This window comes from Streptomyces sp. NBC_01477 (genome assembly GCF_036227245.1).
Classification (GTDB): Bacteria; Actinomycetota; Actinomycetes; order Streptomycetales; family Streptomycetaceae; genus Actinacidiphila.
Map to the genome: position 1 here is coordinate 5,224,110 of NZ_CP109445.1, position 19,994 is coordinate 5,244,103.

Below are 19,994 nucleotides of genomic sequence, written 5' to 3' on the forward strand. Positions count from 1 at the left end.
ACGACTATCGGGTGCAACGACCGGACGACCTCGGGACGAGGCCATTCGAACGGCCGGATGCGTGAGCGATGCGTGAGCGGATGCGCTGGCACTGGGCGGGGCGGTACGGACAAGGCGGCAACCCCTGTCCGTCTGACCTGCGAGTTTCGGACGGCGCCCCACTGGCCACCACCGTCCGGCACTCCCTGGCCAGGACTTTTAATCCATTGGTTGTGGGTTCGAGTCCCACACGGCCTACCAGGCTGGGCCTCCTCGGAGGCCGCTGACCTGCGGTTTCGGTGCCCCGGTCGTCCATGGACGGCCGGGGCACAGCCGTGCCAGGGGCGTGCGCGAGCGATGGGTGAGCGGCGGGGCGTGGCCTACTAGGACGAGCGCGGGGTCCCCGCACGTTGGAGATGCGGGGCGGCTGAAGCATGGGACAGCACAGCCCACCTGGGAACCTCTAGCGCGTGACTGGTCTAGGCAGGACGACTTCTGATGTGCAGCCGACGTGTCTGCGAAAGTCCCGTCTCCTCCTTGCGGCAACGGATCTCTGACTCAGCGGAGTTGATGTGCCGGGGGTTCATCTGAACCACAGAACGGGCCGCCGACACCGCTGACCGCGCACTGAACCTCGCCAACGGCGTGGCCTCCGTCCGTCCTCGGGCACGCTTAGCCCCTTTCCTCGGACGGTTGGCCGGACACCGGGGTCTCGCGGTGGTGGACGCCGTACTGGAGAAGGCCGCGGCCAGTTGACGCCTACGAGGGATCGGTCGGCCCCGTGCTCTGCTCGACCCAGCGCAGGTACGCCTCCGAGCCAGCTACGACCGGAACGGCGGCCACTTCGGGTTTGTCCCATTGATGATGCTTGAGCAGGTGAGCTTCCAGCGCGGGATACCGCTCGGCGGTCGTTTTGAGCAGCAGTTGCCACTCCTCACCTGTTCCGAACTCCCCAAGATGCCAGAACACCGACGTCACCGGTCCCACCACCTGAGCCCCAGCAGCCAGCCGCTCCCGCACCACGGACTCCGCGAGCTCTACCGCCTGCCCCCGCGTCGCGGTTGCGGTGCACACCTGCACAAAGCCAGTCATGCGGGGAGCCTAACGACCGGCGGCTGGCCATCGATCCCTGTCCACATGGCGTGCTTCGACGACACTGGCGGGCAGGTTCTCGTTCGCCAGCATCGTCGCTAGCGTGTCTTGGCTGACGTACCCTCCGCGACAAGCAGGGCCGCGTCCTTCTGATGAAACCCACCAGGAAAAATAATTCATCTAGTGCAAAGAGTGGGGTTGATAACTAATTGGAGTCGGGTCCAAGGATCGAACGCACGTCCTTGAGTATGAGTACCATATGCAGCTCGTCGGTCGGTGAGGGTATGAAGCCAAATCGTGCGTAGAATTTCGCGGCTTCCGGGGTAGCGGCATGTGTGAGCATGGCTCTTACTCCTACAGACTCTGCCGCAATGAGAGTGCGCTGGATCGCATCGCGTAGCAATCCGGCTCCGAGCCCGTTCCCCTGGTGAGCCGAGTCCACGGCAAGGCGACCCAGTAAGATCAGGGGTACCGGTTGTGGCATGCCTTTACCGGTGCGGTCGGGAAGGTCCGCTTTGGGGGCTGACGCGGTGGAGAGGCAGTAGTAGCCGACTACCTCATCGTCTTTGATCGTCGAGACGAAGACGCGCGCTGCGCCGCTGCGGTGGTTCGTCAAGGCATATCGTTTGAGCCACTGGTCCAGCACTGGGTCACCGCAATCGAAACCTTTGGTGTCGTGCATGCTGGCCAGTGGCTCAGGTCGGTTCCAGCTGGTCACGCATCGCCCCCGAATACGTCCGGGCGAGCGAAAAGTTCTACCAGCTCAGGAATTACTTTCGGGGGTGCATCGAGCATTGCATTGAATTTCTCCCACGCTTCATCGTCGAGGGGGAAGAGCCGCCGGTCAGCCAAGGCGTGCTCCGTCGCGGTGTCGGCAGCTGCTGTGACGAACTCCGTCAGCGACTTTCCCTGGATGGCCGCCGCTGCCTCGTACCGCGCTCGACGCTCGTCAGAGACTCTGAGTTGGATGCGATCATTCTTCGGGGGTGTTCGATGGTTGGTTCCACGTTCCATCCTGGTTCCCATAGATTGGAATGTACTCCAAACGTACTCCGTTGGCTAGTGGGTAGGGGACTTCCCTGCCATAGCTGTCCTGAGCCGGGTGACGCGCCAGCAGTCGACACTCGGCAGTCCCGTTAGTTAGTGGAGCGTCTTCGCTGGTGAGCGCGTTGTTGCCGGAGTGTCGCTGAGGACCCGGGCCGGTGATTGGCTGCCTCTTGCTGCGCCTGAGAGATGCTGGGGAAAGGCGCTCACGGTGGGCCGGTCGCGGCCTGGAGGGCTGGTGCGGGCGCGTCCTGCCACACCGCTGGCACCCTCTTCACCTGCGAGAATGTGGGCCGCTGAGGAACGGGAGTGCCTCAAGGAGCCGGTAGGGCTGCGGACGGCGCCCGGCCATCTCCTCGTCGATCAGATATCAGCAGATGCGTGGGCGATGCGTGAGCGGACGTGCCAGCGCCCGACACTCCTCGCCGGACCGAGCCGGCGGCCCGCTCCCGCCTGACCTGCGACTTTTGGACGGCCACCTACTGTTCATTTCCGCCCATCACGTCGTCCTAGCCAGGACTTTTAAATCGGTTGTGGGTTCGAGTCCCACACTGCCTACGGGGTCCGGCTCCTTAGGGAGCCGCTGACCTGCGGGTTCGGTGCCCCGGCTGTCTTCGGACGGGCGGGGCACGGCCTTGTTCGGGGGTGGGCGTGAGCGTGTGTGACTGAACGTAGCGAACCGCGCCCGCTGACTTCGCCGGTCGTCAGGGCATGTCTGGCGGCAAGCTGGGTGTGCTCGACGGCTACGACGATTGCCCACTGCTTCCGGGGAGTTGCGGCGAGCCCTGTTCCGCTCCGATGTCGACTGGCTGGTCGGCGGGGCACCTTAAGGACGACGTCCACGCAGTTGCAGCATGACTCGATGGGCCACCCGTCCATCAGTGCGCTGAGGTGCTCCGAAGGCTGAGCCGTCAGGTCGGGGCATTCCACCGCCGGGGCGGTTGTGTCTAGTCTCGCTTGACTTGACGTGTCTAGTATTACTAGACTTATACTCGTGAAGTACCGAGACCTCATCGGCAAGATCCGGAAAGCCGCCAAAGCAAAAGGCGTTCTCTTCGAAATGCAGCGGCAGAAGGGCAGTCATCAGATGTGGACGTGCGGTTCCACGCCCGTCGTCATCCCCAAGCACAGCGAGGTCAACGAACTTACTGCAGCAAGCATCTGCAAGACGCTGGAAACCGAACTCGGAGAGGGGTGGTGGCGATGAGTACATACCGTGTCACGGCACGCCGCAGTGGCGATTGGTGGGCTCTCGAAGTTCCCGACCTGCCCGGAGTTCACAGCCAGACGAAACGACTGGACCGCGCTGCCAGCGAGGCACGGGAAGCCATTAGCTTGATGCTGGATGTCGAAGCTGACAGCATCGAGGTCGAAGTGGAGACCCAGCTCCCTCCGGAAGTGAGGGAAGTACTGCAAGCCGTCGCCAGAGCACACAAGGCGGCGGAAGCAGCCGCGTTGCAGGAGCGCGAGGCCATGGTGCGCGCAGCGTCTGTCCTTACACAAAATCTCAGCCAGCGGGATGCCGGCGAGGTGATGGGCGTGTCCTTCCAGCGGATCTCGCAACTGTTGAAGTCGAACATGTCTCGACCTTCCGTGTCGCGCGGGAAGCAGAAGGATCGCAAGGAGGATCAGACGCGTGCCAGGCGCGCAGCCAAGCGTCACGTCGGCTAGCCAGGCGTAGGTGACGACGCTCATGCTCACTTACCTGACTTTCGTCACCGACGTCGGCGGCTACACGTTCTTACCGAGGGCGCGCGCCAGCGTCGTCCCCTGTCCCGCCATCGCCCTTTTCCAGGGCGCGTCGTCATGCTCGGCGATCTCCCGCCACAAGGATGCGGTGGCGGCACCGAAGGCCGCCAGAGCTTCCGGCGCCGCGTCGCGCCACGACCGGAACCGGCCCGCGAAGTCGACCGCCGCCTCGGCCGGGTGGCCGGCGTTCATGAGATGCAGCGCCAGCGCGCCCGGGTCGATCCAGGCGGCGCCGCGGGTTGGCCACGCCCAGTCGATGAGCCGTGCCCGCCCTCCAGAGATCAGGACGTTGTCCGGGGCGAAGTCCGTATGCAGCAGCGCGTCACCGTCGAAGTGCTGCAACGTGCCCGGCGGCGCGTACTGCGCCCAACGGTCCACGGCCTGCTTGATCTCGACGTCGGCCGGTGCGGTGATCCCTTGCAGTTCGGTGAGCGCCGCTTCCACGAGGTGCAGGTCCGGGGAGCCCGGGGTGTAGTCGGCGTGGCGGCCGTCGACCACCTCGTAGCCGAGGAGGCTCCAGCCGCCGAGCTCCAGGTGCCAGTACAGGCGCGGGCAGGAGCAGGGCAGGTACGCGGCCACCGCTGCCTCACGGCGCTGTGCACCGGCCTGGGGATGGTCGGCCGGGATGCCCTTCACGAAGACGGGGCCGCTGTCCGTGTCGAGGACGGAGGCGAGGGCGGAGTTCATGCCGCCGGGTGCGGTCACCGCTTGGTGCACAGCGCCGGTCTTGTCGGCGACGGTCTGACGGACGTCGGCGGGAAGTTGCTCGAAGGGGATACGGGGCATGGACACGAGGCGCGGTTCCTTGGCTGCTCGGCGATTGGGGGTGCCGCCCCGGTCAGGGTACGACCGGAGCCGTACCGCGCCTGGTACGAGATGGTCCCGGCCCCGCCGGTGTACTACGGCGACGCGGTGGCCCCCGGCGACACGCTGACCGCGACCGTCAACCACGACAACGGGAGCGGCTACACGCTGATCCTGAGCGACGCCACCCGCGGCTGGTCGCACACCACGGTGAAAAGCGGCGGGGCGGACGAGGAGGCCGAGGTCATCGCCGAGGCCAACACCACGTACATGGCGCCGTTCAACCAGGTCACCTTCACCAACACCACGATCAACGGCGTCCCGATGGGCACGCTGAACTGGACCGCGCTGTCCCTGCCGTCGTCCAGCTTCTTCACGGTGGCCAGCCCCGGCCCGTTCAACGCCGCCGGGGACTCGTTCCCGGTCTACTCGGCCACGGACCACTGACGTACGGCCACCGGTGGTAGGGCAGGGGGCGGGCGCGTACGGAGCGCCCGCCCCCTGCCGTACGTCCGCCGCGTCAGCCCCTCGGCAGCCGCGCGCTCAGCTCGTAGAACCGGGTGATCTGCGCCGGGTTCTGGTTGTCGTCGCTGACCAGCAGCAGCCGCAGCCGCCCGCCGGGGCCGTACCCGGTGACGGCCATGCCCTCGATGTTGTCGAGCAGCGGGTTGGTCTGGGGCTGCTTGGCGGTGGCGCCGAGGGACGGGCAGGCGCCGAGGTCGGCGAGCAGCGTCTTGCGTACGAGCCGTACGTTCTTCTGCCCGGTCAGGTCGGTGACGCCGCTGACGTCGGTGGCGTGGGAGAGGTCGGCCACGTACAGCCGCACGGTGTTGCCGGCCCCGGCGGTGAAGCCGCGTTCCAGGACGAGCAGCCGGCCGTCGCCGGTGGCCGCGATGTCGGAGACGCCGAGGACGGTGCCGTGGGCGTCGGTGTCGACGGGGTAGGCGTACTGGCGGCCGAGCCGGAAGTCCGCCGAGCCGGTGCGCTGCCAGGTCTGGAAGCGCACGGTGGTGTGGTCGTCGCCGGACAGCGCGCCTTCCACGGACGCGACGAGGGTCCGGCCGCCGGGCTGGAACGCGAGGCCCTCGAAGGTCAGGTTGCTGGTGGCGCGGCCGGCGGGGGCGACCTTCAGCTCCTGCGGCACCGGCAGGCTGCCGAGGATGGTGCTGCCGTCACGGCTGTAGCGGCGGATCGTCGGCTCCACCTCGGAGGTGATCAGCCGGGTACCGTCACGGTCGACCACCAGGGCCTCGGAGTCCAGCGGCTGCCCCTTCTCGTCGGCGAGCGGCACGACCTTGCTCGGCGCCAGGTCGCCCAGGGTGCGGCCGCTCAGGGTGAACAGCGAGGACCGGTCGGAGAGCGCGGCGAGGGTGCCGTGCGCGTCGGGGGCCAGCGCGGAGAGGTTGCCGACGAACGTACCGTCGAAGGTCGTCTTGTCGAGCGCGTCGGAGAAGCCGTCGATGGCCACGGACGCGGAACACCGCCCGGCGGCGGGCGGTGCGGGGCGGTGGTCCGTACGGCCGCCGTGGGCCTGGGCCGGTCCGGCCGCGGCCAGGCAAGCGGCGGCGGTGAGGACGACGGACGAACCTGCGAGAAGGGCTTTCACGCGCACAGTGACACTCCACATCGGCCGGCAACTGGCTTACGTATCAGGCCGATTGTCGGCCCTCCGGCGTAGCGGCGGGCGTACGACGGCCGAAGCCCGGCTGAACCCCGTCCGCCGTGCCCGACTCGTTGCCGGTGACGGTCTGTCCCCTGTGGCGTGTTGGGCGCCCGGAACGTGGTCGGTGAGACCCCGTGGGCGCATTGGTCTCGCGGGATGGCGGATTCGCCGGGGAGCGGCAGGAACGGGAGGATCGCAATCCGTTCGGGCGGGGAGCGGACGCCCGCCGCTCGTTGATGCCGGCGCTGAGCAGCGGCTCGTGCCCGGTGCGGGTCGCGGACGGAGGGGTGGCCCGCGAGGGGAGTGATCGGTCATCCGGTGATGAGCGCGGGCTGTGCCGCAGAAATGCGCGGGAGGTCAGGGGCTGAGGCAGCTGGCGGCGAACAGCGTGCCGTTGATGAGCGCGGTCGCGGAGCTGCACGTCGAGGTGAGGCCGTAGGTGACGTAGGTTCCTCCGCTGACGACGTGGCTGGTCGCGACGTCGATGGTGAAGCGGTACGGCGCACCGGTGTCGGCGAAGTCGCAGGCGGACAGGCTCGCGCTGAAGTTCGGGAAGATGTTCACCGTGTTGAACGCGGTCGACGAGGTGGCGGTGCAGTGGACGCTGGTCGCGGCCTGGGCGGGTGTCCCGGCGATGAGGCCCCCGGCGGTGGCGGCCGCCGCTGCGGCGGTCACGGCGAGGGCGCGGCGTAAGCGGGGCATGGGTCCTCCTGGCTGGGCGGCCTGAACACCGTCAGCGTGACGGCGGCCCGCCCGCGGAGTAAAGGTCAAAACCGGGCACTCGCCAGGGGATATCGGGGCAAGGTTGTCCGACTCCGCCCGAAGTATCGTATTGCGGGTTCCGGGCGGGCGGCGGCTTTCGTCGTCTCGTGGCCGGGGCAGCGGTTTGCGTGCGGGGACGTGGAGCTGCCCCGGCCGGCCGAGCACTCTCAGGCACGCGGGGCGCCGGTGCCGGCCAGGCGCACCGCGGCCCGCGTCACCGTCCCGCGGCCCGCGCCGTTGCTGCGGGCTTCCGCGTCGGCGTCGGCGGCACCAGCGCGGTCACCTGGGTGCGGGTCCACATCGCCGCCAGCGCGGCTGCGAAGCTCATGACCGTCGCCTGCTGGTCCGGCGCCCAGTGCAAACCGAAGCCCACGGCCAGGGCGATACCCGCCTGGAGCAGCCCGAGCGCGGCGGCGGCTATGCCGTCGTGCGTGGACGCGGCCACGAGTACGCCGACCACGGCCAAGGAGGCAGCGTTGACGGAAGCCTGCTGATCATTCGTCAGGTCCAGGCCGAAGGCCGTCGCGAGCTTGACGGCGACACCGAGGAGGGCGAGCCAGAGGGCGGGTTCACGGCCGAAGATTCTCATGGGGTTTCCACTTCTGCTGGTTGGGCCAGGACCGCGTCCGTGCGGCGAGGTGTGGTGGCTGGGCGGTGGTATTTCGCGTTGATGCACGCCGCATTCCCTCCGAGGTGATCGGCAACCGCCCGTGTCCGTACGGCGATGAGCGCCACCGTCGGCCAAGTGGCGAGGGCATTCACGCGGCCCGTGTGTCGGCGCTGTTCGTCTCCGCGTTGACGACGCGCCGATGCGCGTCGGACGGCCTGGGCCGACGACCTGGCCAGCCAAATGGCGCGTGGGTTCAGCTCGTTGAGCGTGCGCCCGCGGTGCGGAGGATGGCCGGTGGGGACGCATCCACGGGCGTGGAGACGCCGTCCGTGCCCGCACCTGCGGAGAAGAGTGGTCATGGGGGCGTAATGCTTCGAGCATTTGCGCTCATCATGGTGATCACGCCGCTACGGTTTGTAGCGGTGGTCGCGAACGGGTGCACGAGGGGATGGTCGATCGCGTATGCAAGCACTGCCTCTGAGCAAGGGCGGGAATGCGGCACTTGAGTCGCAGCCTGTCGCGTTGCAGGTGGCGTCGAGGGGGACGCCGGTGGATGTCTCGGCGCTGCTGCTCGGCTCGAACGGCAAGGTCCGCAGCGATGAGGACCTGGTCTTCTACCATCACCCGGCGCAGGACGGCGTCAGCGTCACGGGCGATACGGTCACGGCTGACCTGCCGCGTATCCCCGCGGGCGTCGGCACCGTGGTGATCGTCGCCAGCGTCGATCCGTCCCGTCCGGGGGACGTGTTCACCACCGCGCCGGTGCTCACCGCGAGCCAGGGGAACGACACCGGACTGACCTTCGCGCCACCGGACTTCACGGCGGGGGAGACCGTCGTCGTACTCGCGGAGATCTACCGCCGGGACGGGGGATGGAAGGTGCGGGCCGTGGGCCAGGGATACGCGTCCGGCCTGGCCGGTCTCGCCACCGACTACGGCGTCGACGTGGATCCTGAGCCGCCGGCGTCGCCGCCTCGACTGCCCACCCCGAGAACGTCCCCGGCCGCGTCGAACTCCTCGCCCGAAGACCGGCTGCCGCTGCCCACGCTCGAAGCGCAGGCCCCGGCGCTGGTGGCCACTTCGCAGCAGGCGAGCCAGGCGCTCGCGCACACCGGAGCGACCGACCGGCGCGCGGCGGTGTACCTCATCCTCGACCACGACTGGTCCATGGAGCAGTTGTACGCGTCGTTCGTCGTACAGGCGTTCGCCGAACGGGTGCTGGCCCTGTCGGTGACCCTCGATGACGACGGCAGTGTGCCGGTGATCTTCTCCAGCGGGAACGAACCGCTCATGGAGGAGATCCGCCTCGACAACTACCGGGGCCGGATCGCCCAGCTGCACACGCAGGTCGCGTGGGGCTGGGGCAATGTCGCCGCGTCGATGCGCGCCGCGGTCAACCACTACCGGGACGTCGGTGCCGTCGATCCCGCCTTCGTCATCGTTCAGGTCACGGACGAGCCCTGGGACAAGCCGGAGTTCCGCTCCCTGCTGCAAAGCACCGCCGACGCACGGGTGTTCTGGCTGTTCGTCGGCTTCGGGCACGGAAAACTCGCCTTCTACAAGAACCTCAACGCCACGACCGCCGCCAGCTTCTCCCACGTCGGCTTCTACGAGGCCGGCAAGAATCCCGGGGCCGTCCCGGATGACACCTTCTACGCCGGCCTGGTCGGCGAGTTCGGTACGTGGCTGAGCCGGTAGCGCGCGGCTGCGGCGCCAGGGGCGTTTGTCAGTAGGCGACGTCGGCCCGTGCCAGGAGCGTGCCGATGTGACCGGGGTCGGGGGCGCCGAGGACGTACGCCTGGGCGGTGGCGAGCGGGCGGGGGGTGGCTCAGGGGGACCAGGGCTAGTGGGTGGTGCGGGCGGATTCCAGGAGGGGGATCATGCGGAACGCCGCGTCGGTGAGGCCGCCGAAAGCGTGCCGGTCGAGTTCGCCGGACGGGGCGTGGCCGGCCTCGTAACCGGCCAGATTCCAGGTGTACATCGGCACCGTCGCCGGGATCGCCGCGGTCACCTCGCGCGGGTCCGCGCCCGTCTGCTCGTCGGTGACGACGACGACCCGGTCGTGGCCGGCGAACTCCTTCCGCAGCGCCGCCGCCGTGTCGGTGCCGCCGCCCAGGAACCAGCCGCCGTCCTTCCACTTCTGCACGTCGCCGAGGAGCGAGCCGCCGCGGGTGAGGGGGAAGGCCCTGGTCTTCGCGCCGGGTGCGTCGCGGGCGTAGAGGCGGGCGCTGGAGAACGACACCACGTCCGCGGACGCGGCGCGGCGGCCGAGGGCCAGGCCGAACAGCGCCGCGGCGTCCCAGCGCATCAGCGAACCGTCGCGGGAGAAGGCCCCGTTCATCGACCCGGACGTGTCCACCATGACCAGCGTCCGGCCGCCGAGCACCGGAACGTTGCCCAGCGACGCCGTGAGCGCCTGCTCCAGGGCGTGGCCCCAGCGCAGCGACGGCGCCGCGTTGAAGGCCGAGTAGAACCGCATCGGCAGCTGCCGGGAGCGGGCCACCTCACCGGGGTCGGCGAGCTTCGCCGCGACCGTGGCGGCCACCTCGTCGGACACGCCCGCCTCGTCGAAATTGCGCAGGTTGCGCAGCAGCGCCATGTACCCCATCGACGGGATGACCGCCTCCCACGCCGCCCGGTCCATCGGCCCCTGGAGCCAACCGGCCAGCGCCTCCCAGGTCATACCGGCGTCTTTGAGGAGATCCGCCGCGTCCGGGCGCCGGACCGCCTCGCGCCGCTCCTCGACCGGCCACCGCGTGATCCGCGCGCGGGCGTCGAGAAGGCGCAGCGAGTCCGGTACGGGGTTGTCGCGGTTGTGGCGGCGGTCGATGGCGTGCCGGAACAGGTCGCCCTGCCAGGCGGCCTTGGGCGCGGGGTGGACGAGTTCGATGACATCGCCGAACCGGAAGCCCTTGGACGCGGTGTCGAACTTCAGGAGGCCGCGCTCGGTGTACAGGTCGCCGAGGGCGTCCTCGATGCCCCGCTTCACCGGCTTCGGTATGCGCCGCCCGTAGCGGGATGTCCAGTAGGCGAGCAGCTCGCCAGGCTCGTCGGCGCGCTTGAGGACCGAGGCGATCACCCGGCGGTTCGCGGTGACCGAGGCGGGCAGGCCGTCGCCGGACAGCGCGGTGGCCGGCACGTCGGCGCCCTGCTCCTTGCGGCTCCGCTCGTACGAACGGGCGTCGTCCAGCCGGGCTTTGACGTATTCGACGGCGCCCACGATCGCGGCGGTCCGCATGTTGCCGTCGCCGCGCAGCCACGCCAGCATCCGGGCGACCCACTCGGGGTCGTCGAGGGCGAGGTGGCGGACGAGCTGCGTGTAGCGGTCGTCGCGGTCCCCGCCCTTCTCGTAGAAGGTGTCGGTGCCGACGAAGTTGGCGACCGCCAGCAGGAACAGCTCCGACTTCGCGTCGCGCCGGTAACCGGCCGCCCCCTCGGCGGTCGGGGTGCGCTCTCCGGTCGACCGTACGGGCGATTCGGCGGACGGCCTGGCCGTACGGGTGTTGAACCTGGACATGGAAGAACCCCTCGTGCGGGAGGGGAAGCGCAGCAATGGGGTGGGTGCCCGAGATCAGGGTCGGCGACGGAGACAATGTGCTGGGCCGCTGCACCACAGCCTGACCTGCGTCAGACCGCCGGGATTCGAACCCGGGTCTTCTTTTTTGCAGAAAGAAGTATCCGTTGCCTGCGCACCGGGCACCCCCCGATGCTGTGCCTCCCGAGAACAAGGCGGCTGCGGTTCTGCGGGGTTCGATCCCCGCCCACCGAAGTGGTTCTGCCAAAAAGAAGTAACCGCGGCCTGCACACCGGGAGGTGGTTGAGCTGTGGCCGTCAGCGTAGCGCGTCAGTGCGACAAGCCGCCTGCCATTACCGCCCGTACGTCCCGGCGGCGGGCACACCTGTGGGCACACCGGCAGGTACGTCCACGGGTACGCGGCAAGCCCGCCGCTGCCTGCCCGGTTGGCGCCGGGTACACCCCGGGCTCTTGACAGGTCCAGACCAATGCGTTGGAGTGAGCCCCGACCCCACCCGAACCCCCATAAGGAGTGGTCACGTGTCGAGACAGCGTCTCATCGCGTTCCTGGCCGCGCTCGCGGCCATCGTGGGCCTGGCGATCCTGGTGCCCATGTCGTCCACCGCCTCGGCGGCCGACTGCGCCACCGCGTGGAATTCGTCCTCGGTCTACACCGGCGGAATGTCCGCCTCGTACAACAGCCACAACTGGTCCGCGAAATGGTGGACGCAGGGCGAGACGCCCGGCGCCGCCGACGTCTGGGCCGATCAGGGCGGGTGCACCGGCGGTACGGGTGGCACCGGCGGATCGACCGGCGGCGGCTGTAGCTACCCGGCCTGGGCGGCGGGCCACGCCTACACCACCGGCGCCATCGTGCAGTACACCAACGGCCTTTACTACATTGCCACCCACGACAACCCGGGCTACGACCCGACGATCAGCACCTGGTACTGGAGCCCGTACACCTGCACCGGCGGCACCGGCGGATCGGGCGGCACCACCCCGCCGCCGGCCGGCGGATTCGTGGTCAGCGAGGCGCAGTTCAACCAGATGTTCCCCGGGCGGAATTCCTTCTACACCTACAGCGGCCTGACCGCGGCACTCGGCGCGTACCCGGGCTTCGCCACCACCGGCAGCGACACGGTGAAGAAGCAGGAGGCCGCGGCCTTCCTCGCCAACGTCAGCCACGAGACCGGCGGTCTGGTCTACATCGTGGAGCAGAACACCGCCAACTACTCCCATTACTGCGACACGAGCCAGTCCTACGGCTGCCCCGCCGGACAGTCGGCGTACTACGGCCGCGGGCCGATCCAGCTCAGCTGGAACTTCAACTACAAGGCCGCCGGGGACTCCTTGGGCATCGACCTGCTGCACAACCCGAACCTCGTCCAGACCGACGCGTCCATCGCCTGGAAGACCGGCCTGTGGTACTGGAACACCCAGTCGGGCCCCGGCACGATGACCCCGCACAACGCCATGGTCAACGGCGCCGGCTTCGGTGAGACCATCCGCAGCATCAACGGCAGCATCGAGTGCAACGGCGGCAACCCCGCCCAGGTCCAGTCCCGCGTCAACGCCTACCAGAGCTTCACGTCCATCCTGGGCGTGCCCGCGGGCAACAACCTCTCCTGCTGAGGTCCGACGACTCAACTCAGCCCGGCGCCCCGCCCCTTGGCCCAAGGGGCGGGGCGCTGTGCGCGGGGCGGACGGGACCGACCGCGCGGGTGAGGCTTCGTGCGCATGTGCCCGTGGATGTACGGGCGCGTCCCGGCCTACCGTTACGTGCTGTCCGCGATCCGTTACGGCGGGCGCGGGCGGTTCACGGTTCGGTCCGGCGTCGAGGGAGACCGCTCATGGCCAGCATATTTCAGGAGCGCAAGCTCAAAGGGATGTTCGCCGCGTTCGACGCGGACGGCGACGGCTACCTGCGCGAGGAGGACTTCAGGGCGCTCGTCGCCCGCTGGAGCCGGCTGCCGGGAGTCGGCCCGGGGACGGAGCTGCGTACCCGGGTGGAGACGCTGCTGATGGGCTGGTGGGCGACGCTGCTGGAAACCGGGGACATCGACGGGGACGGCGCGGTCGACCTGGACGAAGTGCTGCTGCTCGTCGACCGGTTGCCCGCCATGGTCGCGGACGTCACCGCGACCGCCGACACCGTCTTCGACGCCGTGGACGCCAACGGCGACGGCGTCATCTCCCCCGAGGAGCACCGCAGGCTCGTCGAGACCTGGAACGGGCAGCCGGTGGACACCGCGGGCGTCTTCGAACTGCTCGACCTGAACGGCGACGGCCACCTCAGCCGCGAGGAATTCGCCCTGCTGTGGAGCCAGTTCTGGATCAGTGACGACCCGGCGGAACCGGGCAACTGGCTCTGCGGCCCCTTCCCCGGCTAGCGGCCGGGCGCGACCGGCGGGCCACCCGCCGCGGCGGGACCCCCGGGCGGCAATCCGCTGGACATCGCCCAGTTGGGGTACGCCGACTCGCCGGCCGCGCGGGTGCTGACGAAGTCCTGGCAGGCCTGGCTCCGGGCGGAGCAGGACAGCGCGTCCACACTGGCCAGGGCCGACGCCCGCGCCGCCGAGGCCGAGCGCCAGGCCGACCGGATCGTGGCGGACGCCCGTGCGCGGGCCGACGACATCATCGCCGCGGCCACCACCGAGGCCGCTCCGACCCGCGTCAAGGCCGCCGCGCAGGAACACCCGCCCCGCGACGGGAGATCGACCACCGCAGCGACCTGTACTCCCTGGGGTGTCTGCTCTACGACGCGGTGACCGGCCGGCCGCCCTTCGACGGTCGCCATCCGATGGCCCTCCTGCGCATGCACCTGGACGCAACCCCCGCCGAACCGGGTGCGCTCGTCGAGGGCCTTCCCGCGGCGCTGAACGACCTGATCATGGGCCTGCTGGCCAAACGGCCCGACGACCGTCCCGCGGACGCCGCCGCTGTTCACGACGCCCTGATCACCCTGCTGATCGACCGGGCACCCGGCTGCCGGAGGGAACGGCCAAGGTCCTGGACTTCGGCATCGCGAAATTCATCGGCGACACCATGACCATCCACGCGCTCACCGCCACCGGCGCGGTATCGGACTCGCCGCCGTACATGTCGCCGGAACAGGCCGAAGGCGTACGCGTTCCATGACGAGGTAGAGCGTGGGCAGGCCCCTGACCAGTATCTCGCCCCAGTCGTGGACGGTGAACGCCAGATCAGGGCCTTGGCCGAGTCCCCCGGCAGCCCCTGCAATTCGAACCGCCGGATCTCCTCACCGGCGGTCTCGTCCGGGGTGACCAGGATCTTGCCCGACGTGTAGGCGCTGTCGGCCATCAGCTGCATGCAGACGGCGCTCTTGCCGGAGCCCTTCCGCCCGATGATCAGCATTTTGCGGCCGGTCACCGCCGCGCGGTACGCGGCATTGGGCGGAAACCCGCCGCGTGGCAACAGCCCTTCCGTCACGTCTCGTTCGGCGTCCTCGCGCCCGAAATGCAGATTCGCGAGCACCGAGCCGTCGGCCATTCGCCCCCCTGGTGCCACCCCGACGATCCCGCACAGGTGCGCAATTCACACCGTATCCGCAACTGCCGTTCGAGCGTGGGGCGATGGCGGGGATGGCCGCGGCCCGGGCGGGGTCAGCGGTTGCTGTGGGCCGGACCCACCTGGAGGTTCTGGATGGTGGGGCCGACGCACTCCTCCTGATTCCACGCGATGTTGACGGACTGCTTCTGGTTCGGCGGATAGATGCGCAGGGCCGGCACCTTGGTGAGCTTGCAGGCGGCCGGGTCGTAGCCGCCCACGCCGTTGACCGTGCGCACGTCGACGTACGCGTGGGCGTTGGGGATCAGGGTGACGACGGGAGTCGCGCCGCCGGTCCTGGCGGCGGCCTTGCCGAGCTGGGCGTTGTCGGACGTCACGAAGGAGACGCCCGGGTAGCCGTGCAGGGTGCAGGGGGCGCTGCCGGTGTTCTGGAAGACCAGCTCGAACATGGTGCTGCCGGCGCCGCTGTTCTGGTCCGCGGTGGTGATCTTCAGGCGGCTGGTGGCGCAGCCCGCCACCGTCGAGCCGGCGGCGCCGTTCGCGGTGCTGGGCTTGGTGGCCGCCGGGGTGTCGCCGGTCGTGCTCGTGGCAGGCCCGGACGGTGGCGCGGCCGTCGAGGAGGCGGGCGGCGTGGACGACGACGGGGTCGGCGAGGACACGGCCGCCGGGCCGGAGGAGTCGTCGGAGGGGCCGCACGCGGCCAGCGCGAATCCGGCGGTGAGGAGCAGGACCGCCGGTATCCCGCGGCTGGTGTTCCTGATGCTCATGGTGTTCCTCTCTCCAGTGTGCTCGCAGTGACGCCGGGGCGCCGCACGCCATCCTGCCTGTGCCGCGCGCCCTTGAGGGTGCGCGTTACCGCTCAGGGACAGAACATCCGACCCCTGCGCACATTCGTTTCCCCCGTGCCATCGACGGGCATACGGCCGTACACCGGTGTGCCTGCGCTTGTGCGCTTGTGCGGCCGTACGCCCGTATGCCCGTACGCCCGTACGGCCGCACGCCCGTCAGTCGGCGACGACGACCTGCCACACGATGGCCAGCCGCGGCGCCTCCAGCAGGACCCAGTGCGCGTACATGCCCGGCATCACCTCGGCCCGCAGGCCGACGCCGTCTGGCGCGCCGACCCCGATCGCGGACGCGTCCGCCAGCCGGTCGAGCGCCTCGTGGATCTCCTCCTGCCGCTCGGCGCCGTAGGTGCCCAGCTCCATCGCGACCTCGGCCGTGGTGGTCACTCGTACCCCGCTCATCCGTCCGCTCCTTCGCCTCGGCTCGGTCGCGGTCGCCGCGGCGGCCGCCGTAACAGACACGTCTGCCCGCGAACCGGCAGGACAGGCACACGGCGGCGCGGACGGGGGTGCGCGGATGGGGCTGCGCGGACCGGCCGGGCGGATTCCCGGGGCGCACGCGGGGAAGGCGGACGGGACGAGGAAGGGGTATCCGTGGCGGAGACCGAAGCAGGCGGTACGGCCGAGAGCGACGGCGCGCTGCCGAGCGCGCCCTACCGGGCGGAGGCGGTCCGCGACGGCGAGAAGTGGCACCTGACCGTGCAGAGCCTGGACAACCACCCCGACCGCGGCGAGGTGGACGCCCTCGTGGTCACCGTCACCCCCCGGAGCGCGGACGACGGCTTTCCCCCGGCCGACATCGACCGCACCCTAGGCCAGTGCGGCTTCGCCCGGGACGGCGACTGGTCCCAGGAGGAGGGCCGGTGGAAGGCCCCCTGCCGCCAGCCCGACCCGCGCGCCGCGCCGCCGGCCCCGCCGATCCCCGAGAAGCCCCGGGCCGACCCCGCCGACGCGTCCCCCGCGACCGCGCTCGCTTCGCCGCCGCAGGACCGATGACTTTCCCGCCTCCGGCCGGTCCATCTCTGCGACGGACCAGAACGCGCAGCCGGAGGAGACCGGGATGACCACAGAAAAGAGCGGCCCCGCAAGCTACTTCCCCTCGATCGAGAAGAAGTACGGCCGCCCGATCGCGGAGTGGCAGGGCCTGATCCGCGCCTCCCCGCTGACCCGGCACGGGGAACTCGTCGGCTGGCTCACCTCCGAGTACGGACTCGGCCACGGCCACGCCAACGCGCTGGTCGCGCACACCCGCGCGCAGGACGCCGCGGCCTGAGCCGCGCCCCTGCGCGAAACCCCGCCCGGGCGACGGCACTTCGTCGCCCGGGCGGGGCCGGTTGCCGCTGCTGGTCAGTGGCAGACGACGGTGGACGTGCGGTTGCCGGAGGCGGCTGCCGGGTCGGTGGAGACGGTCACTCCGACGTAGGGGTGGCTTGGATCGGAGTCGAAGGTGATGGTCGAGGTGTAGGTGTAACTCACCGCGCCCTTGGGGAATTTCGCGCTCACCGGGGTCACCTTGCCCGCGCCCTGGGGCGTGCCCGTGGCGTTATGCCACCATTTGAGGTGCAGGGTGCCCGCCGCGGTGCCGTCGTACTGCACGGACACCGTCGCGGTCGCCTTACCGGCGCCGGCATCGCAGCTGCCCGAGACGGAGACGGAGGAGACGTGCGGTCCCGCCGCAGGACCGGCTGGCTTCGTGGGGTCGGCCGAGGCGGTGGGCGACGCGGAGGTGCTGGGGGTCGTGGTCGGGCGGCTGGTCGGGGAGTGCGAGGCGGTCGGGGTCGGGGCGGCGGGCGCCTCCGTTGCCGAGGGGCTGGCCGTCGGGCTGGCCGACGCGGAGGGCGTGGTGGGGGCCGGAGCCGGGGCCGAGGTGGGCGCAGCGGTGGCCGTCGGGGCGGGCTTCACCGCGGCGGCGGTGTCGCCCTTGTCGTTGCCGGTCGCCACGGCGGTGACGGTGACCGCACCCGCGACGATCACGACCGCCGCGATGACGGCGAGGACCTTGGCCCGCCCGCCGAAACGGCGTCCCGCGGGGGTGGGTTGCACGGGCGGTGCGGGCGGAGCCGGTGGAGCCGGCGGGGCGGCGGCCGGCAGGACCGTGGCGGGTGGCGCCAGCAACCGGCCGACGAGCAGCGCCAGTCCGTGCTGCCCGCGCTGCTCCCAGTCCTCGCCGTAGGCCGCGACGGCGACCGTCTCCACCTCGGCCGCGAAGTCCGACGCGCTCTGGGGCTGTTGGGCCGGGTCCTCGGCCAATCCCTTGTCGAGCAGTGGCTGTACGGGCTCGGGGGCGGGTACGTCCGCCGCGCCGGTGAGGCTCTGGTGGAAGGCGGCTGTCGCCGCGTGGATGTCGGAGGCCGGGGTCGGCGTGGTCGGCGTGGTCGGCGCGGTCGCCGGGGGCGCGGGGGTTGCCTGGGGCGCGGGCGTCGCTGGGGCCTCGGGGGGCGTGGGCGCCGAGGGTGCCTCGGGGGGCGTGGGTGCCGCGGAGGTGGCGCGCTCTGCCAGGCCGACGTCGATGAGCTTGACGTGGCCCTCGGCGGTGAGCAGGACGTTCGCGGGCCGGTAGCCGCGGTGGAGGACGCCGGCCTCGTGGACGGCGGCGAGGCCGAGCAGCGAACCCTTGAGGACCGCGAGCGCCGCCTCGGGCCCGGCCGGCAGCCCCTTGTCGGTGAGCAGCGCGTCCAGGCCGACGCCGTCGACCGGCTCCCGTACGACCGCCGCGTGCGGTCCGTCCTCGACGTACGCGTACAGCTGCGCCACGTAGGGCGAGCCGGCCCCGCGGAGTGCTTCGGCCTCGCCGCGGAACTCCTCCCGGAAGACCGGGTCCCCGGCCAGCGCGCCCGGCAGGTACGTGATCGCGACCGGTGTGCCGCTGGCCTCGTGCCGCGCCCGCACCGCGTTGCCCTGGCCGGCGGCGCCCGCATTCTCGTCGTGCGCGTACCCGGGCGCCTGCCACGGGCCGCCCGCGGGGGGAGCGGGCGGTGCCGCCTTGGCGGGGGCGGCGGGTGTCGCGCCCGCCCCCGCCTTCGCGGGCCGCGCCTTGGCTGCCGCGGCCTTCTGCGGTGCGGCGGAGCGCTTGGCGGGGACGGCCTTTGCCGGGGCGGCCTTCTTCCGCTGGCCTTGTGCGGCGGTCGCGGGCTTGGCGCCGGCGGCGGCGGTGCGCTTGGCCGCAGGTTTGGCGGCTGCGGCTGCGGCTGCGGTGCCTGTGCTCGCAGCCGCGCCCGGGCCCGTACGCGTACCCGCGGTCTTGGCCGCACCGGCGCCCTTGGCGGCCGCGGCTGCCGTCGTGCCCTTGGCCGCAGTTTTGGCCGCGCCTGCGTTCGCAGCGGGAGCGGCGCCTGTGCCTGTGCCGGCGGCCTTGGTCACGCCTGCGCCGGTGGTCCTGCCGTTGGCGGCAGTTGTGGCCGCGTCCGCAGCCGTGTCCGTACTCGCGCCTGCTTCCGGGCCGGTGCCGGTGGCCGCGGTCTTGGCCGCGCCCGCGCCCGCAACCGCGCCGGTGCTTGCAGCTGTAGCCGCGCCTGGGGCTGTACTCGTGGCCGTACCCGTGTTGGCGGTCGGGCCTGTGCCTGCGGACTTGGCGGGACCCGTACCCGTAGCCGCGCCTGGGGCTGCGCTCGTGGCCGTACCCGTGTTGGCGGTCGTGCCCGCCGCCGCTGCGTCCGTGCCCGCTGTCGGGCCTGTGCCTGCGGACTTGGCGGGACCCGTACCCGTAGCCGCGCGAGTGCCTGCGGCAGCAGCCGCACCCGCACCTTTGGCCGCAACCGCGGCTGTACCCGCCGCCGCGGGCTTCGCCGCGGACGTCTTCCGCCCCTTCGGGGCCGCCGTCGGCTGCGCGGCCGAGGGCTGTGCCGGGGCCGCCGCGGGCGGCGTCGCCTTCGGCGCGGGGCTCTTCCGCGCCCTCGGCGCCGACTTGGCCGCGGTCTCCGTGCCGGTCGGCTGGGCCTCCGGCGTGCCGTTCGCCGGCGCCTGCGCGGACTTCGCGGTCCGGGCCGCGGTCCTACGCGACGCGGCCGCCTGCGCGGCTGCCGCCTTGGTCTTGTCCTCGCCGGGTATTCCCGTGCCGTCGTGGTCGTCGTGCACCTGATCCGCCCCTCGCGCTGCCCCTTGAGGAGGGGCCGCGGTCCGCAGCCCCTCGACGCCCGGTTCCGTTAACGGGTTCCACCGGCAGCCGAGCGGATCTGCCGGGGCTCACGGCGTCCGTTCGGCCTTCCCCCACGAGAGGGCTGGGCGTCCAAGACGTCAGCAGGGCCCGGGAAATGCCCAGGGGCCGGAGAGGAGGAGCCGTGAGGATCAAGAGGGTACTGCCGACCGGGCGGAAGCGGAGCGCCGGGGCTGCGACGGCGGGCACGACGACGGCAACTCGACGCCACAGCGGCCACGTCGGCCACCGGCGTCCGTCACGTACCG

22 protein-coding genes are annotated in these 19,994 nt (G+C 70.8%); 10 read left to right on the plus strand and 12 right to left on the minus strand.

Annotated elements, in window-relative coordinates:
- Positions 1 to 738: 738 nt before the first annotated feature.
- The 3 genes from cutA to OHA86_RS22235 form a co-directional block, all read right to left on the minus strand.
- A complete protein-coding gene (gene cutA, locus OHA86_RS22225) occupies positions 739 to 1,071 on the minus strand; it encodes a divalent-cation tolerance protein CutA (RefSeq protein ID WP_329177873.1) in 333 nt (110 codons plus the stop codon).
- A 205-nt stretch (positions 1,072 to 1,276) separates the two neighbouring features.
- Positions 1,277 to 1,753 carry a GNAT family N-acetyltransferase gene (locus tag OHA86_RS22230; RefSeq protein WP_329177875.1) on the minus strand — a complete coding sequence of 159 codons (477 nt, stop codon included), beginning with the start codon at positions 1,751 to 1,753 and terminating at the stop codon, positions 1,277 to 1,279.
- A gap of 32 nt (positions 1,754 to 1,785) precedes the next feature.
- Positions 1,786 to 2,097, minus strand: a complete 312-nt coding sequence (locus OHA86_RS22235; protein ID WP_329177877.1) for a type II toxin-antitoxin system TacA family antitoxin — start codon at positions 2,095 to 2,097, stop codon at positions 1,786 to 1,788.
- A gap of 1,012 nt (positions 2,098 to 3,109) precedes the next feature.
- On the opposite strand from OHA86_RS22235, the gene OHA86_RS22240 reads away from it, so the two are divergent.
- Together OHA86_RS22240 and OHA86_RS22245 are read left to right on the plus strand one after the other, a co-directional pair.
- Positions 3,110 to 3,322, plus strand: a complete 213-nt coding sequence (locus OHA86_RS22240; RefSeq protein ID WP_329177879.1) for a type II toxin-antitoxin system HicA family toxin — start codon at positions 3,110 to 3,112, stop codon at positions 3,320 to 3,322.
- Positions 3,319 to 3,786: a type II toxin-antitoxin system HicB family antitoxin gene (locus OHA86_RS22245; RefSeq protein WP_329177880.1), complete on the plus strand. Its 468-nt coding sequence runs from the start codon at positions 3,319 to 3,321 to the stop codon at positions 3,784 to 3,786. Before OHA86_RS22240 ends, OHA86_RS22245 begins: the two co-directional genes overlap by 4 nt.
- Positions 3,787 to 3,846: 60 nt before the next feature.
- Here OHA86_RS22245 and OHA86_RS22250 read toward each other — a convergent pair whose 3' ends face one another.
- The gene (locus OHA86_RS22250) at positions 3,847 to 4,650 is read right to left on the minus strand and encodes an aminoglycoside phosphotransferase (protein ID WP_329182502.1); all 804 of its coding nucleotides are present in this window, start codon (positions 4,648 to 4,650) and stop codon (positions 3,847 to 3,849) included.
- On the opposite strand from OHA86_RS22250, the gene OHA86_RS22255 reads away from it, so the two are divergent.
- Complete coding sequence (locus OHA86_RS22255; RefSeq protein ID WP_329182503.1) at positions 4,576 to 5,115, plus strand: G1 family glutamic endopeptidase; 540 nt, start codon at positions 4,576 to 4,578, stop codon at positions 5,113 to 5,115. The genes OHA86_RS22250 and OHA86_RS22255 overlap by 75 nt on opposite strands.
- 73 nt (positions 5,116 to 5,188) lie before the next feature.
- Here OHA86_RS22255 and OHA86_RS22260 read toward each other — a convergent pair whose 3' ends face one another.
- The 3 genes from OHA86_RS22260 to OHA86_RS22270 form a co-directional block, all read right to left on the minus strand.
- Positions 5,189 to 6,280, minus strand: coding sequence for an esterase-like activity of phytase family protein (locus OHA86_RS22260; RefSeq protein WP_329177882.1), 1,092 nt, complete (start codon positions 6,278 to 6,280; stop codon positions 5,189 to 5,191).
- 408 nt (positions 6,281 to 6,688) lie between these two features.
- Entirely contained in the window at positions 6,689 to 7,033 is a 345-nt protein-coding gene (locus tag OHA86_RS22265; protein ID WP_329177884.1) for a hypothetical protein, read from the minus strand.
- Between the two features lie 274 nt (positions 7,034 to 7,307).
- Positions 7,308 to 7,682, minus strand: coding sequence for a hypothetical protein (locus tag OHA86_RS22270; RefSeq protein WP_329177885.1), 375 nt, complete (start codon positions 7,680 to 7,682; stop codon positions 7,308 to 7,310).
- 570 nt (positions 7,683 to 8,252) lie between these two features.
- Here OHA86_RS22270 and OHA86_RS22275 point away from each other — a divergent pair.
- Positions 8,253 to 9,401 carry a VWA domain-containing protein gene (locus OHA86_RS22275; RefSeq protein ID WP_443071820.1) on the plus strand — a complete coding sequence of 383 codons (1,149 nt, stop codon included), beginning with the start codon at positions 8,253 to 8,255 and terminating at the stop codon, positions 9,399 to 9,401.
- A 145-nt stretch (positions 9,402 to 9,546) separates the two neighbouring features.
- On the opposite strand, the gene OHA86_RS22280 is transcribed toward OHA86_RS22275, so the two are convergent.
- A complete protein-coding gene (locus tag OHA86_RS22280) occupies positions 9,547 to 11,220 on the minus strand; it encodes a TROVE domain-containing protein (protein WP_329177887.1) in 1,674 nt (557 codons plus the stop codon).
- A 537-nt stretch (positions 11,221 to 11,757) separates the two neighbouring features.
- Between OHA86_RS22280 and OHA86_RS22285 the strand changes: the two genes are divergently transcribed.
- The 3 genes from OHA86_RS22285 to OHA86_RS22295 all read left to right on the plus strand — a co-directional run bounded on the left by OHA86_RS22285 (position 11,758) and on the right by OHA86_RS22295 (position 13,988).
- Complete coding sequence (locus OHA86_RS22285) at positions 11,758 to 12,852, plus strand: glycoside hydrolase family 19 protein (protein ID WP_329177889.1); 1,095 nt, start codon at positions 11,758 to 11,760, stop codon at positions 12,850 to 12,852.
- Positions 12,853 to 13,070: 218 nt separating this feature from the next.
- A complete protein-coding gene (locus OHA86_RS22290; protein ID WP_329177891.1) occupies positions 13,071 to 13,610 on the plus strand; it encodes an EF-hand domain-containing protein in 540 nt (179 codons plus the stop codon).
- Between the two features lie 72 nt (positions 13,611 to 13,682).
- Positions 13,683 to 13,988 carry a hypothetical protein gene (locus OHA86_RS22295; RefSeq protein ID WP_329177893.1) on the plus strand — a complete coding sequence of 102 codons (306 nt, stop codon included), beginning with the start codon at positions 13,683 to 13,685 and terminating at the stop codon, positions 13,986 to 13,988.
- A 175-nt stretch (positions 13,989 to 14,163) separates the two neighbouring features.
- Here the strand turns inward: OHA86_RS22295 and OHA86_RS36130 are convergent, their stop codons facing one another.
- From OHA86_RS36130 to OHA86_RS22310, 3 genes are all read right to left on the minus strand, one after another.
- Positions 14,164 to 14,730, minus strand: coding sequence for a hypothetical protein (locus OHA86_RS36130; RefSeq protein WP_443071821.1), 567 nt, complete (start codon positions 14,728 to 14,730; stop codon positions 14,164 to 14,166).
- 113 nt (positions 14,731 to 14,843) lie between these two features.
- Entirely contained in the window at positions 14,844 to 15,515 is a 672-nt protein-coding gene (locus OHA86_RS22305) for a DUF4232 domain-containing protein (protein ID WP_329177894.1), read from the minus strand.
- Positions 15,516 to 15,752: 237 nt separating this feature from the next.
- Complete coding sequence (locus OHA86_RS22310; RefSeq protein ID WP_329177896.1) at positions 15,753 to 15,995, minus strand: hypothetical protein; 243 nt, start codon at positions 15,993 to 15,995, stop codon at positions 15,753 to 15,755.
- Positions 15,996 to 16,187: 192 nt separating this feature from the next.
- Here OHA86_RS22310 and OHA86_RS22315 point away from each other — a divergent pair, with 192 nt between their 5' ends.
- Both OHA86_RS22315 and OHA86_RS22320 read left to right on the plus strand, forming a co-directional pair.
- Positions 16,188 to 16,589, plus strand: coding sequence for a hypothetical protein (locus OHA86_RS22315; protein WP_329177898.1), 402 nt, complete (start codon positions 16,188 to 16,190; stop codon positions 16,587 to 16,589).
- Positions 16,590 to 16,653: 64 nt separating this feature from the next.
- Positions 16,654 to 16,866 carry a DUF4287 domain-containing protein gene (locus tag OHA86_RS22320; RefSeq protein WP_329177900.1) on the plus strand — a complete coding sequence of 71 codons (213 nt, stop codon included), beginning with the start codon at positions 16,654 to 16,656 and terminating at the stop codon, positions 16,864 to 16,866.
- A gap of 74 nt (positions 16,867 to 16,940) precedes the next feature.
- Here the strand turns inward: OHA86_RS22320 and OHA86_RS22325 are convergent, their stop codons facing one another.
- Positions 16,941 to 18,953: a protein kinase domain-containing protein gene (locus OHA86_RS22325; protein WP_329177901.1), complete on the minus strand. Its 2,013-nt coding sequence runs from the start codon at positions 18,951 to 18,953 to the stop codon at positions 16,941 to 16,943.
- Between the two features lie 385 nt (positions 18,954 to 19,338).
- Here OHA86_RS22325 and OHA86_RS22330 point away from each other — a divergent pair, with 385 nt between their 5' ends.
- On the plus strand, positions 19,339 to 19,671 hold the full coding sequence (locus OHA86_RS22330; RefSeq protein WP_329177902.1) for a hypothetical protein: 333 nt from the start codon (positions 19,339 to 19,341) through the stop codon (positions 19,669 to 19,671).
- Positions 19,672 to 19,994: the final 323 nt, after the last annotated feature.

Coding starts and splice junctions, on each gene's coding strand:
- OHA86_RS36130 (WP_443071821.1), bottom strand. CDS start 14,730: ATGGCCGACGGCTCGGTGCTCGCGAATCTGCATTTCGGGCGCGAGGAC.
- cutA (WP_329177873.1), bottom strand. CDS start 1,071: ATGACTGGCTTTGTGCAGGTGTGCACCGCAACCGCGACGCGGGGGCAG.
- OHA86_RS22245 (WP_329177880.1), top strand. CDS start 3,319: ATGAGTACATACCGTGTCACGGCACGCCGCAGTGGCGATTGGTGGGCT.
- OHA86_RS22290 (WP_329177891.1), top strand. CDS start 13,071: ATGGCCAGCATATTTCAGGAGCGCAAGCTCAAAGGGATGTTCGCCGCG.
- OHA86_RS22235 (WP_329177877.1), bottom strand. CDS start 2,097: ATGGGAACCAGGATGGAACGTGGAACCAACCATCGAACACCCCCGAAG.
- OHA86_RS22230 (WP_329177875.1), bottom strand. CDS start 1,753: ATGCACGACACCAAAGGTTTCGATTGCGGTGACCCAGTGCTGGACCAG.
- OHA86_RS22305 (WP_329177894.1), bottom strand. CDS start 15,515: ATGAGCATCAGGAACACCAGCCGCGGGATACCGGCGGTCCTGCTCCTC.
- OHA86_RS22310 (WP_329177896.1), bottom strand. CDS start 15,995: ATGAGCGGGGTACGAGTGACCACCACGGCCGAGGTCGCGATGGAGCTG.
- OHA86_RS22250 (WP_329182502.1), bottom strand. CDS start 4,650: ATGCCCCGTATCCCCTTCGAGCAACTTCCCGCCGACGTCCGTCAGACC.
- OHA86_RS22280 (WP_329177887.1), bottom strand. CDS start 11,220: ATGTCCAGGTTCAACACCCGTACGGCCAGGCCGTCCGCCGAATCGCCC.
- OHA86_RS22270 (WP_329177885.1), bottom strand. CDS start 7,682: ATGAGAATCTTCGGCCGTGAACCCGCCCTCTGGCTCGCCCTCCTCGGT.
- OHA86_RS22320 (WP_329177900.1), top strand. CDS start 16,654: ATGACCACAGAAAAGAGCGGCCCCGCAAGCTACTTCCCCTCGATCGAG.
- OHA86_RS22265 (WP_329177884.1), bottom strand. CDS start 7,033: ATGCCCCGCTTACGCCGCGCCCTCGCCGTGACCGCCGCAGCGGCGGCC.